A 12,203-nucleotide genomic window follows, 5' to 3' on the forward strand; every position below is an offset into this window, starting at 1 on the left:
TGTTGGCGTGTGTAGCTGGCTGAGTGGGCGCGGTCGCAGGGTGTTCATCGGTAGACGGCGTATCGGTGGTTCTGTGAGGGTCGGATGCCGGTTCCTGCTCGGCGGTTGGAGTCGGGGACGATGTGGGTGGAGACTTCGGTCACCGAGCCTGTTGGTCGGACTGTTGTGTATGCGCGGGTGTCCTGGCATGACCAGCGGGCTGATCTGGACCGGCAGGTCGCGCGGGTGAGCGAGTGGGCCACGGTCAATGGGCACACGGTTGGCGAGGTCGTGTCCGAGGTCGGCTCGGGCTTGAATGGCAAGCGGCCGAAGATTCGGCGGGTGTTGTCGGACCCATCTGCAACAGTGGTGATCGTGGAGCACAGGGACCGTCTGGCCCGGTTCGGGGTCGAGCACCTCGACGCTGCATTGTCGGTGCAGGGCCGTCGTATTGTGGTGGCCGACGACGGCGAGAGTGACGATGATCTGGTCCGCGACATGATCGAGGTCCTGACGTCGATGTGCGCCCGCCTGTACGGGCGGCGAGGAGCACGCAACCGGGCCATGCGGGCGGTCACCGCGGCGAAGCAACCCAACGCTGGGACTGTGTGATGGCCGTGAGGTTCCAGATCCCGGACGGGCACGTGCTACAGGCGTACCAGTACGCACTCGATCCGTCCGATGGGCAGGTCGGGGTGTTGGAGTCGCATGCTGGTGGTGCGCGGTTCGCATACAACACGATGCTGCGGGCGGTGAAGGCGAATCTGTCGCAGCGGGAGGCCGAGAAGTCCTACGGGATCGCTCCTGAGGACCTGACCCCGTCGCTGAGGTGGTCGTTCCAGTCATTGCGGAATGAGTTCAACCGCCGCAAGCACCAGGTGGCCCTCGACGAGGACGGGTTGCCGTGGTGGCCGGTGAACTCGAAGGAGGCCTACGCCGGGGCGTGCAGGAACCTATCGGAGGCGTTGGCGAACTTCGATGCCAGCCGACAAGGCGCCCGTGGTGGTGCGCGGGTGGGGTTCCCGTCGTTTAAATCGAAACGGTCGACCCGCACGTTCACCTTCACCACCGGCGCAATCCGCGTCGAGCCTGACCGCCATCACGTGACGTTGCCCAAACTCGGCACTGTCCGGGTCCATGAGTCGACTCGCAAGCTCGCGCGGCGCCTGGAATCGGGTACGGCACGGATTCTCCGGGCCACAGTGCGATTCGAGCGCGGCCGGTGGCTGGTCAGCTTCACCTGTGTCGTCGCCCGCGCCGTGCAGCGGCCCACACACGTCAAGCTGGTCGCACCGGTGGTCGGGATCGATCTGGGGGTGAAAGACCTTGTTGTCGCCGCGACCCCGGAGGGCAGGGAGGTGATGCGGGTTCGGGCACCGAAGGAACTCTCCCATGCCGGGCGGCGGTTGCGGGCGTTGCACCGCAAAGCGGCCCGCCAGCAGGGCCCGTGGGACGACCCCGCAGGTACGGCCCGGCAGGAGCCGTCGGCCGGGTGGCGGCGTACCCAACAGCAGCTCGCCCGCGAGCACGCGCGGGTCGCGAACCTGCGGCGTGACCGACTCCACAAACTCACCACCCGGTTGGCGCAGTCGTTCGAGGTGATCGGTACCGAGACGCTCGCGGTGAAGAACATGATGGCCGCCGGTAGTGCCCGCAAACGCGGGTTGAATCGTTCGATCGCTGATGCCGGGCTCGGTGAGTTCTTCCGGCAGCTCGACTACAAGACCGGCTGGTACGGCTCGACATGCGTGCGAGTCGATCGGTGGTATCCAAGCTCGAAGACGTGTTCTGGCTGCGGGTCAGTGAAAACCAAACTGGCCCTGTCAGAACGCCTTTACCAGTGCAGTAACGGCGACTGCGGGTTGCAGATCGATCGTGATCTCAACGCCGCAATCAACCTCGCACGCTATGCGCGAGCGGAGCAGAGTGCCTGCTTCGACAATGGTGGAGCCGACCGTAAGACGACCGCTCCGGCGGCGCTGGTGGCGATGAAACCTGAATCCGGTAACGGAAGCGCCTCACCGCAAGGCGAGGCTGCCTGATGAACGAGCACACTCACCTTTGCTCACCAACAGGCAACGGCTCTGCCCATGACGCGTTCTACGGTGCGGGAAACGAGGTGATGCAGCGATGGCACGACGAGGCGATCGCATTGGTGGCCGAGCAGTTGGCCGGCTTTCGCGAGGATTACCCCGACGTCGGCATGGACACCATCGTCGCGGTCGATACACCGGCGCACCGCATCGCGGATGCGGCTCAGACTGCTCAGCTCGTGGTGGTCGGAAGCCGTGGACGCGGAGGCTTCCGCGGACTACTTCTCGGTTCCACCAGCCGAGCTGTGCTCCATGTCTCGCCTTGCCCGGTCATGGTCGTCCACAGCGCGACGTAGGCCTCGGCGGGCGAGTGCCGCCGGGAACGCGACACTGCCCACGCCTGCCGGGCACCGGCTCCGGGCCGGGGTTCGGTGCCCGAGCAGCGACCGCTCAGGCGCGATCCGGTGCTTGTTCGGCTGCGGCGATCTCGGCGCGCACCTGGTCCATGTCGAGGTCGCGCACCGCGCCGATCAGTTGATCGAGCTGCGCGGTCGGCAGGGCGCCGGGCTGATTGAATACCAGGACACCGTCACGGAATGCCATCAGCGTCGGGATCGACCGGATCTGGAAGCCGGCAGCCAGCTGTTGCTCGGCTTCGGTGTCGACCTTGCCGAACACGATGTCGGTGTTGTCCTGTGCGGCCTTCTCGAAGACCGGCGCGAACTGGCGGCAGGGACCGCACCAGCTCGCCCAGAAGTCGAGCAGCACGATGCCACCCTCTCCGATGGTGTCCTGCAGATTCTCCAAAGTGATCTCACGAGTGCTCATGATCTGTTCAATGCATACCCCTGGGGGTATATTCCCTCGGAGATGTCACCGTGATCACGCTGTCCATTCCGGTGCGGCCCGCGGCGATGCGTCCAGACCGCGGGACGCCTCAGGCGTCATCCGGTGCTTGTTCGGCTGCGGCGATCTCGGCGCGCACCTGGTCCATGTCGAGGTCGCGCACCGCGCCGATCAGTTGATCGAGCTGCGCGGTCGGCAGGGCGCCGGGCTGATTGAATACCAGGACACCGTCACGGAATGCCATCAGCGTCGGGATCGACCGGATCTGGAAGCCGGCAGCCAGCTGTTGCTCGGCTTCGGTGTCGACCTTGCCGAACACGATGTCGGTGTTGTCCTGTGCGGCCTTCTCGAAGACCGGCGCGAACTGGCGGCAGGGACCGCACCAGCTCGCCCAGAAGTCGAGCAGCACGATGCCACCCTCTCCGATGGTGTCCTGCAGATTGTCCAGAGTGATCTCACGAGTGCCCATGACCACTGCAAGGCCCGTCCGTCTGGGCATATTCCCGATTCAGTCCGCGGTGTTCGCGCCGGGCCGCGCTCCGCGCGACGACGCGCTGCTCACTGATGCAGGTGTAGCGCGAGGACCGGGATCGTCCGGATACCTTCGGTCTTTACCGCATAGTCGGCGAATCCCGGGTAGCGACGAGCCTGTTCGGCATAGATGCGGTCGCGATCAGGCCCGGTGACCTCACTGACCGAGACCGCACGCTTTTCGGTGCCGAGTTCGACCTCGGCGGAACCCGCGGTGGTGAGGTTGTAGTACCAGGCGGGATTGCTGGGTGCGCCCGCCTTCGACGCGAAGACATAAACCGTCGTGGGATCCTGATCGTCGGGCAGATACATCATCGGAGTGACGTTCTCTTTGCCGGTCTTGCGACCTCGATGATGGACCAGCACCATCGGGGCCCCCTCGAAGTTCCCTCCGACCCTGCCGTCGTTGGCCCGGAACTCATCGATGATCTGGTTGTTCCAGTCCTGGTACTCGCTCATCGCATTTACTCCTCGGTCGGTACGGCGCACGACAAAGCTGGGAGAAGCCTACGACGATCGGTGTTGCGGTAGGCCCGCATATCGGTAGATCGCGCTGTCCGGATGCCGTGCCAGCGCACCGGGTCCACAAAGCAGGCCGTGGCCCAGATGTCACACCAGATGGTCTCTCAGATCTCGAAGTACTCACAGTGGATGGACGCCGGCTCTGCCCCGGCGCGGATTGCCGCAGCACGGATCGAAGAAACTCTTGTCCCGCCCAGAGCTGGTGGGGAAGTACGAGTCCTGCAGCCAGATACCCGTACAGATGGATCAGGTGCCAGGACTCGTAGCGCAGGCGGCGGCGCGCAAACCGGTACGACGTGAGCACGACCATGACGATGCATACCGTCCCGGCGATCGCGAGCAGCATGCCCGGATAGTCGAGCGCGAAGTCGACGACGGTCGGCCAGATGTGCGCCAGGTCGACATCCGCGTATCCGACGGTGACCAGCATGATATGCGCGAGCAGCAAAGCGAAAGAACCGAAACCGACCCAGCGATGCGCCCGGGTCAGTGCGTCCCGCCCCCACGCACGTTCGATGAACGGCACTCGCGCCATCATGATCACCTGGACGAGCATCAACGCCGATGCCCAGAGCCCGGCCAGGCGCCCGATCGAGGTGACGATCGCACCTGCCGTCCCCGTGTCGGTCAGGCCACCGCCGGCCACCCAGAGCACCGTGACGAAGAGAAGCAGTGCCCAGAACACACTTCCGGTCACGTCTCGCCACCAACGAGGGCTCCGATGAGCTCGGCGTCGCCGCGTACCGACGGCTGGCGCCGCACCGGCCGATGGAGGGGCGGGAGCGACAAGATTGCCCGATGTCACGTGGCCAATCCTCTGTCGCGAAGTCGGGGGGTGACTGGCAGCGGGCTGGGAACCACCTGTCAACGGTGTGCAGCGTCGTCCCGGCCGAAAGAGCGGGAATCGGCAACAGCGTGGATGCCAAATCGACCGTGCACGTCACCTCCTACCTGATTCGACGTGGGATAACGTCTAGTCATGTCGGATTCTGAACGTGAGGATTCAGCGGCCCAGCCGGCGCCGTCCATGGCCAGCCCGGCCCTGCTGCGTGAATTGCCGTCCACCCCTCGCGGCATCCGCACCCGCGACGCGTTGATCTCTGCGGCGCGCATGGTTTTCGAACGGCTCGGCTATCTCGACACCCGGCTGATCGACATCACCACCGAAGCACGCTGTTCGTCGGGGACGTTCTACACATATTTCGCGGGCAAAGAGGAGATTCTCGCGGCGGTCCTCGAGATGTCACAGAAGGACATGCTGCATCCCGGAATGCCTCACGTCATCGACGATGACGATCCGGTAGCCGTCATCGCGGCCAGCAACCGCGCGTATCTCGAGGCGTACCAACGCAATGCGCGCTTGATGGGAGTCCTCGAGCAGGTCGCCAACATCGATCCCGAGTTCCGCCGCCTACGTCATGAGCGAGCCGAGGCGTTCGTTCTCCGCAATGCCCGGAGCATCGAGGCGCTGCAGTCGCGAGGACTGGTCGACGAGCGCCTCGACCCGCTGCTCGCATCCCGAGCGCTGTCCGGAATGATCAGCCGACTGGCGTTCTCCTTCTTCGTGGTCGAGCCTGAATTGGGCAAACCGCCTGTCGACATCGACGCGGTTACGGACGCATGCACCATTTTGTGGGCCAACGCTCTTCGACTCGCTTCCTGACATCCTTTTCGCCGGCCCCGCTGATCGCCCCTGCCTGCCGACTCCTGCCGAGCAGGCATCGATCCGAAGTCGCCGGGTAGTCGCCATCGGGAAGAAGGACGACCTCCCCCCGGTCGCCGACGAGATCTGTTCGGTCCCGACTCTGTCCTCCGCTATTGAAGTTGACGGCGACTTCAACTATACAGTTCTGAGACGTGCATCACAGCACGTTCACACATTGGGGTAGCTCACACAATGAGCTCGGGAATGGCCGCGGAGACCCTCGAGCCCGTCCACGCAGTCGCCTACGCCGGTTCTATCGCCGGCAGTCAGATCACATTGTCGGAGAAGGGAAGCAGGTTGACACACACTGAGACGGAGCTGATCGACAGGAGCGCGAGCGCCGCCCCGCCACGTGGGCTGCGGTCGCTCTGGGATCGCAAACTCGACAGCTATCCGGAAGCCGCGGCACGCTACCGATATCTGGCAATCACCGTTCTCGCCACGATCGTTCTGTACTACCAGCTCTACATCCAAGGGGCGGTCGCGACGAAGATCATCGCTTCGTTCGGCATGACCTTCACCCAGTTCGTCGTCATCTCGATCGTCGGCAATCTCGTGGGTGCGTTCGCATCACTGGCCGCCGGACTCGCCGACCGATGGGGACGTGCCAACCTGGTCGTCATCGGCCTGGTGATCACGGGTCTGTTGGTGCTGTTCGCGTTGCCGCTGGCTCCGAATACCCTGTGGTACACCATCTTCTTCGCGCTGCTGAGCATCGTCGAAGGCATGATCCTCGTGGCTACGCCTGCGCTGATCCGTGATTTCTCACCTCAGGTCGGCCGGGCGTCGGCGATGGCATTCTGGACGATGGGCCCGGTGCTGGGCAGCTTGGTGGTGACCGCCGTCTCCAGCAGCACACTCGATGCACACCCGGATTGGCAGTTCCAGTTCTACGTATGCGGCATAGTCGGGCTGATCGTGGCAGTGATAGCCATCGTCGGGCTGCGCGAGCTCTCGCCGGGGCTACGGGATCAGCTGATGGTCAGCCTTCGCGAACGAGCGCTCATCGAGGCCCGCGCCCGCGGCATCGATGCCGAGACGGCCCTGCGCGGACACTGGCGTCAGATGCTCCGATTCGACGTCATCGGCCCAGCCATCGCGATCAGCCTGTTCCTGCTGTTCTATTACATCGCGGTCGGGTTCTTCGTGGTGTACTTCGCGACGACCTTCGGCTACTCCGAAGCACGCGCCAACGGTCTGGCCAATTGGTACTGGGTCGCGAACGCGATCGCACTGATCCTCGCGGGTGTGATCTCCGACAAGATCCGGGTACGCAAGCCACTGATGGCGATCGGTGCTGCGATCTCGATCGTCGGCACGGCGATCTTCGCCATCCTGGCGACACATCCCGATACCGGGTATTACACGTTCGCGATGGTGCTGGTGATACAGGCAGTGGGCGGCGGAATCGCCTATTGCGCCTGGATGGCGAGCTTCACCGAGACGGTGGAACGACACAACCCGGCCGCCACGGCGACGGGCCTGGCGATCTGGGGATGGACGATCCGTATCACCGTGACGCTGGCACTGACCGCCTTGACTTTCGTGGTCCCGGCGACATCGACACTCGTCGACCAGGGTTCCCGAGTGTCGGAGATCGTCGCGGAGTATCCCGAACAAGTGGCCACGGCGAGCGCGGTGGAGCCGGCGACGCTCGGCGCCCTGGCCGCCAACCCGATGGACGCGCGCGCGGGTGCGTCCGCGGTCGCCCAGTTGATGCGGGCAGGTCTGGCGGCGACTCCTCAGGACGCGGTGGCACGCCTTCAGCAACTGAGCACCGATCCGATCCCACCCGCCGATCAGGCCTACCTCGCCGAGCACGCTTCCGACGTGAAACAGGCACAAGACGACAATCCGGGCCAGTGGCAGGTCTGGTGGTGGATCTGTGTCATCGCTCAGCTCCTGTTCGTGCCGTTCATCTTCGTGCTGAAGGGTCGATGGAACCCGCGAAGGGCTCGTCTCGACGCGCAGGAACACGACGCCGTCGTCGAGCGGGAGCTGTCCGCGTTGCGGTCGGCCTGAGAAGCGATCTCTCGCAGGCCAACTCGCCGACAGATCGGCCCGGTCCCCGAGGAGCTCCGGAGCGCCGGCGGACGATCCGACCACAGATCCCTGAGGAGCTCCGGAGCGCCAGCGGACGACCCGACCACCGATCCCTGAGGAGCTCCGGAGCGCCAGCGGACGACCCGACCACCGGTGCCCGGGAAGCTCCGGAGCGCCAGCGGACGACCCGACCACCGATCCCTGAGGAGCTCCGGAGCGCCAGCGGAGGAGCGTCACGAAGGGTCACCCCTCTGACGCTCCTCCGCTGTCGTGGCGGCCGGCGCTTCACCCCTCAGGGCCGAATTCATGCAGCTCGGAGGTGGCGGTTCAGCAGAGTGCGGGTCACGTCGGACGCCGGATGAGAGTCTCCGATCGGTTCGGAGGTCCGAGGTCGGCAACACCAGCAGTGGCCCGAACTACCGAGTTTTGGCCGCTCCTGTGCTGTCGGTCACACCGCAAGCGCCATAGGTTCGTACGTGACAGAGGTCACAGGGTCCACAGATCATGCTGATGGACTTACGACGGTGAGGGAGAGACCGCATGCCACTCGAACCTGTATCGCAGGGGCTCCTGCAACAACTCGCGGAGGAACGCCAGCCACCGATCAGCGAACAAACTCCTGCGCTGGCGCGGATGTCGGGACCGATCTTCGCCGGAATGAGTGGTCGAGGTCCGGACGTCGCGCGAGTGCAGAATCTCAAACTGGAAGGCAACGACGGCGGCACGTTCCGTGTGCGTGTCCTGGTACCCGAGGGGGAGCCGGAGTCGGTCATCGTCTATTTCCACGGTGGGGGATGGGTTCTCGGCGACATCGACCTCCAGTACGACCATGTGGGCCGCGACTTGGCGAATCGGACCCGGTCCACGGTCGTGTTGGTCAATTACCGCAAGGCACCCGAGCACCGGTTTCCGGTCGCGATCGAGGACAGCTACATCGGATTGTGTTGGGCGGCAGATCATGCGGCGGAGTTCGCGAGGCCCGGCGCACCACTGATCATCGCCGGGGACAGCGCCGGCGGCAACATCGCCGCCGTCATGGCGTTGTGGGCGCGGGATCGGCAGGGACCGCGGGTCGACTACCAGGCCCTCGTCTACCCCGTCACCGATTGCGACTTCGAGACGGCGTCGTATGTGAACCCGGAAAACCAGTTGATGCTCAGTCGGGACACGATGATCTGGTTCTGGGATCACTATCTACCTGACGCCGACGCGCGTACGGATCCGGATGCGTCGCCACTGCGCGCGACAAACCTGGCCGGCCTACCACCGGCGCTGGTGTATGTCTGCGAGTACGACCCACTGCACGACGAGGGGGTCGCCTACGCGTCAGCGCTCGAGAAGGCCGGTGTGCCGGTGACTTTGACACAGGCCGACGGCCAGATGCACATCTACTTCCAGATGGCGAACATCCTGCCCGGCTATCAGACAGGCATCCAACTGGTCGCCGACCACATCAGCGAATTCATCACCAACCACACTCGCACAGCGCAAGAGTCCTCCCGCGCTCCGGAAAAGGAGACCACTGATGCCTGATCGCGACGTCATCATCATCGGCGCCGGCTTCTCCGGTCTCTACCAGCTGTTCAAGCTGCGCGACCTCGGGTTCGACGCCCATGTGATCGAGGCGGGTCCACAAGTGGGCGGCACCTGGTATTGGAACCGATACCCGGGCGCACGCTGCGACATCGAATCGATCGGCTACTCATACTCGTTCGATCCCGACCTCCAGCAGGAGTGGAACTGGTCCGAACGCTATGCCGCTCAGCCGGAGATCTTGTCCTATCTCGAACACGTCGCCGATCGCTTCGACCTCCGTAGGGACATCACCTTCGACACGCGGGTCCAGTCATTGGAATTCGACGATTCCGACGATGTGTGGACGGTGACCACCGACTCCGGTTCGCGGATCACGTCGAGGTTCGTGATCGCCGCGACCGGATGTCTGTCGAAGCCGTTGGTTCCGACGTTCGACGGCCTGGACGATTTCACCGGCGACACCTACTGGACCTGGAACTGGCCGGTCGGCGGCGTCGATCTCAGCGGCAAACGTGTTGCCGTCGTGGGAACCGGATCCTCGGGCGTACAGACGATCACCGCCATCGCCCCGACCGTTGGCTCGCTGACGGTGTTCCAGCGCACCCCGACCTATGCGGTCCCGGCCCACAACCGGCTCATCGCCGAGGAATTGGCAGAACTCAAGACGCACTATGACGACTACCGGGAAGAGTGCCGGCTCTCGGTCGGCGGGGCGCTCTGCGGCGACGAGCTACCGCCGTTCTACGATGACCTCGACGACGATCGCATCGCTTCCGAACTCGGACTGCGCTGGGACGACGGCGGACTGTGCTTTCAACAGTCGTTCCGTGACCTGCTGCAGCACCCGGAGGCCAACGAGCGAGCCGCCGAGTACGTGCGAAACCGCATCCACCAGAAGGTCGAAGACCCCGAGACGGCCGAGAAGTTGACTCCTCGGTCATACCCCATCGCGGCGAAACGAATGTGTGTGGACACCGGCTACTACGAGGTCTACAACCAGTCGAACGTGTCCCTGGTCGATGTGAACGAGCATCCGATCCACCGGATCACCGAACGTGGGATCCTTGTCGGCGAGACCGAGTACGAGTTCGATGTGATCATCCTGGCCACCGGTTTCGACGCCATGACCGGGGCGCTCGACGCGATCGAGATCCGTCACGGTGACCTGACACTTCGCGACAAGTGGGCCGACGGACCGCGCACCTATCTGGGGCTGATGTCGGCCGGGTTCCCGAATCTGTTCACGGTGACCGGCCCGCAGAGTCCGTCGGTGCTGTCGAACATGGTGACCTCAATCGAGTATCACGTCGAATGGATCAGCGCTGCACTGCAGCATCTGCGCGACCAGGGGCTCACGCGCATCGAACCGGACGTCGATGCCGAGGACAATTGGGTCAACACCAACAACGACGTCGCAGACCTCACGCTGCTACCGCAGGCACCGTCCTGGTACATGGGCGCGAATGTTCCCGGCAAGCGACGTGCCGCCCTGCCTTTCGTCGGCGGGGTCGGCACGTACAAACAGATCGGCGATGGCGTGGCGATCGCCCACTATCACGGCTTCGAATTAGCCTGATGCACAGCCGGATTCTCAATGGGGCTGTGGTCTGCTTAGCGGCCACTGATCGCTCAGCCTGATCCACCGGTGTCCTCAGCTCACGCCGGGCCACTGATCGTTCAGCCTGATCCACCGGTGTCCTCAGCTCATCAGCTCATCACGAGCCACTGATCCCTGAGGAGGCCCGGAGCGCCGGCGGAGGGACGTCACGAAGGGCGGCCTTCCGCCGGCGCATCCTTGCGAGCGTTCGGGCTCCCTCAGGACTCGTGGTGGATGGGAGCTCGGATCCGAACCTCTACGAAGAAGTGATCGGCAATCGTCCCCGCCCGAGCGACCGCCAGGCGAACCAGTGCTCAGTCGGCGGTCGGTGAGCTCGCCCACCGTCGCATCGCCCGCGAAAAACTCGACCAGTCGCGGTATCCCAGTCGCTCGGCGATCTGGGTCCGCGGCAACGACGTGTCACGGATCAGGTCGTGCGCCAGGCTACGACGGACATCGTCGTGGATCGCCCGATACGAGGTGCCCTCGCGGGTGAGGCCCCGGCGCAACGTCCGAGCCGAGTAGTGCAGGTCTGCGGCACATTCCTCGAGTGTCCGGTCCAGCGACGGCTGCTCGAGCAGATACGCGCGCACACGACCGGCCACCCCGTGAGCGTGCAGGCGTTCCGCGCGCAGCCGCTCACACTGTTCGATGATGACAGCGGCGGTGTGTGGATTGGCCATGGGCAGCGGCAGGTCGAGGTAGGAGCGATCGAAGATCAACTCGTCTCGGCTGCAACCGAAGTCGACCGAGACCTCGAAAACCTCCCGATAAGTGTCACGCGCGTCACCGTCGGGTGCATCGCGGGTCAGGTGCACCTCTCGCAACGGCGCGACGTCGGTGCCGGCGAACAGTTCACGCTGCATCTGCACGCTCGCGCTGAGGTCACGTTCGATCACAAATGCCGCGATGTCATCTGGTACACCCGCGGTGTGCGCCGAGAGTGACCAGCGGTCGTCGCCGACGAGCTCACCGGTCATCGTCGCGAAGGCGAACGTCAGCGGCGAGTACCTCAGACCGCACCGCACCATGTCCGCGACCAGACTGCAGGCCTGCAGCAGATAGCCGTAGTAGCCGTACGACGTCAGGTGGTACTCCCGGCCGATCTCGGCCCCGATACCCGGTCGGTCACCGAGGGCGGCCAGCAGGTTCCGGATCACCACGATCTCCTGCTGCGCCTCGATCAGCTTGGCCGTGTCGGTAAGAGTGTCCCCGGTCAGTCCGGATCCGTCCCAAAGCGATTCGGGCGATACCCCGTTGTCGGCAGCCCACGCGCAGATGATGGCCACGCCGGCGGTCGTGCGTGGATGGTCCCATGGGTCTGGCATGCGGGCGAACACCGTTGCCGACGCCTCATCGATCACGTCCCCGTCCGTCTCGACGATCATCGTCACGCCGTCATCCTCTCTGC

11 protein-coding genes and 1 pseudogene are annotated in these 12,203 nt (G+C 64.5%); 7 read left to right on the forward strand and 5 right to left on the reverse strand.

From position 1 onward, the window contains the following. Window positions 1-15 precede the first annotated feature (15 nt). The 3 genes and pseudogenes from ACVT6V_RS18885 (at window position 16) to ACVT6V_RS18895 (ending at window position 2,368) form a co-directional block, all read left to right on the forward strand. Window positions 16-591: pseudogene (locus ACVT6V_RS18885) on the forward strand (IS607 family transposase). Then, entirely contained in the window at window positions 591-2,021 is a 1,431-nt protein-coding gene (gene tnpB / locus ACVT6V_RS18890; protein ID WP_489895422.1) for an IS607 family element RNA-guided endonuclease TnpB, read from the forward strand. The pseudogene ACVT6V_RS18885 and the gene tnpB overlap by 1 nt, the downstream one beginning before the upstream one ends. Continuing rightward, window positions 2,021-2,368, forward strand: coding sequence for a universal stress protein (locus tag ACVT6V_RS18895; protein WP_489895424.1), 348 nt, complete (start codon window positions 2,021-2,023; stop codon window positions 2,366-2,368). Before tnpB ends, ACVT6V_RS18895 begins: the two co-directional genes overlap by 1 nt. Window positions 2,369-2,462: 94 nt before the next feature. On the opposite strand, the gene trxA (ACVT6V_RS18900) is transcribed toward ACVT6V_RS18895, so the two are convergent. From trxA (ACVT6V_RS18900) to ACVT6V_RS18915, 4 genes are all read right to left on the reverse strand, one after another. Then, entirely contained in the window at window positions 2,463-2,840 is a 378-nt protein-coding gene (gene trxA / locus ACVT6V_RS18900; RefSeq protein ID WP_489895426.1) for a thioredoxin, read from the reverse strand. Window positions 2,841-2,949: 109 nt separating this feature from the next. Continuing rightward, entirely contained in the window at window positions 2,950-3,327 is a 378-nt protein-coding gene (gene trxA / locus ACVT6V_RS18905) for a thioredoxin (protein WP_489895428.1), read from the reverse strand. Between the two features lie 89 nt (window positions 3,328-3,416). Continuing rightward, on the reverse strand, window positions 3,417-3,848 hold the full coding sequence (locus ACVT6V_RS18910) for a nitroreductase/quinone reductase family protein (RefSeq protein ID WP_489895430.1): 432 nt from the start codon (window positions 3,846-3,848) through the stop codon (window positions 3,417-3,419). Continuing rightward, window positions 3,808-4,608: a ferric reductase-like transmembrane domain-containing protein gene (locus ACVT6V_RS18915; protein WP_489895432.1), complete on the reverse strand. Its 801-nt coding sequence runs from the start codon at window positions 4,606-4,608 to the stop codon at window positions 3,808-3,810. Before ACVT6V_RS18915 ends, ACVT6V_RS18910 begins: the two co-directional genes overlap by 41 nt. Window positions 4,609-4,890: 282 nt before the next feature. Here ACVT6V_RS18915 and ACVT6V_RS18920 point away from each other — a divergent pair, with 282 nt between their 5' ends. From ACVT6V_RS18920 to ACVT6V_RS18935, 4 genes are all read left to right on the forward strand, one after another. Further along, window positions 4,891-5,574 (forward strand): TetR/AcrR family transcriptional regulator, encoded by a 684-nt coding sequence (locus tag ACVT6V_RS18920; RefSeq protein WP_489895434.1) that lies wholly within the window; start codon window positions 4,891-4,893, stop codon window positions 5,572-5,574. A gap of 246 nt (window positions 5,575-5,820) precedes the next feature. Next, complete coding sequence (locus ACVT6V_RS18925) at window positions 5,821-7,638, forward strand: MFS transporter (protein WP_489895436.1); 1,818 nt, start codon at window positions 5,821-5,823, stop codon at window positions 7,636-7,638. Between the two features lie 561 nt (window positions 7,639-8,199). Then, on the forward strand, window positions 8,200-9,192 hold the full coding sequence (locus tag ACVT6V_RS18930; RefSeq protein ID WP_489895438.1) for an alpha/beta hydrolase: 993 nt from the start codon (window positions 8,200-8,202) through the stop codon (window positions 9,190-9,192). Continuing rightward, on the forward strand, window positions 9,185-10,771 hold the full coding sequence (locus ACVT6V_RS18935) for a flavin-containing monooxygenase (RefSeq protein ID WP_489895440.1): 1,587 nt from the start codon (window positions 9,185-9,187) through the stop codon (window positions 10,769-10,771). Before ACVT6V_RS18930 ends, ACVT6V_RS18935 begins: the two co-directional genes overlap by 8 nt. A 335-nt stretch (window positions 10,772-11,106) precedes the next feature. On the opposite strand, the gene ACVT6V_RS18940 is transcribed toward ACVT6V_RS18935, so the two are convergent. Further along, window positions 11,107-12,180: an AraC family transcriptional regulator gene (locus tag ACVT6V_RS18940; RefSeq protein ID WP_489900886.1), complete on the reverse strand. Its 1,074-nt coding sequence runs from the start codon at window positions 12,178-12,180 to the stop codon at window positions 11,107-11,109. Between the last annotated feature and the right edge of the window lie 23 nt (window positions 12,181-12,203).

The organism is Gordonia sp. LMA167, from assembly GCF_058130025.1.

Coding starts and splice junctions, on each gene's coding strand:
- tnpB (WP_489895422.1), top strand. CDS start 591: ATGGCCGTGAGGTTCCAGATCCCGGACGGGCACGTGCTACAGGCGTAC.
- ACVT6V_RS18895 (WP_489895424.1), top strand. CDS start 2,021: ATGAACGAGCACACTCACCTTTGCTCACCAACAGGCAACGGCTCTGCC.
- trxA (WP_489895426.1), bottom strand. CDS start 2,840: ATGAGCACTCGTGAGATCACTTTGGAGAATCTGCAGGACACCATCGGA.
- trxA (WP_489895428.1), bottom strand. CDS start 3,327: ATGGGCACTCGTGAGATCACTCTGGACAATCTGCAGGACACCATCGGA.
- ACVT6V_RS18910 (WP_489895430.1), bottom strand. CDS start 3,848: ATGAGCGAGTACCAGGACTGGAACAACCAGATCATCGATGAGTTCCGG.
- ACVT6V_RS18920 (WP_489895434.1), top strand. CDS start 4,891: ATGTCGGATTCTGAACGTGAGGATTCAGCGGCCCAGCCGGCGCCGTCC.
- ACVT6V_RS18925 (WP_489895436.1), top strand. CDS start 5,821: ATGGCCGCGGAGACCCTCGAGCCCGTCCACGCAGTCGCCTACGCCGGT.
- ACVT6V_RS18930 (WP_489895438.1), top strand. CDS start 8,200: ATGCCACTCGAACCTGTATCGCAGGGGCTCCTGCAACAACTCGCGGAG.
- ACVT6V_RS18935 (WP_489895440.1), top strand. CDS start 9,185: ATGCCTGATCGCGACGTCATCATCATCGGCGCCGGCTTCTCCGGTCTC.
- ACVT6V_RS18940 (WP_489900886.1), bottom strand. CDS start 12,180: ATGATCGTCGAGACGGACGGGGACGTGATCGATGAGGCGTCGGCAACG.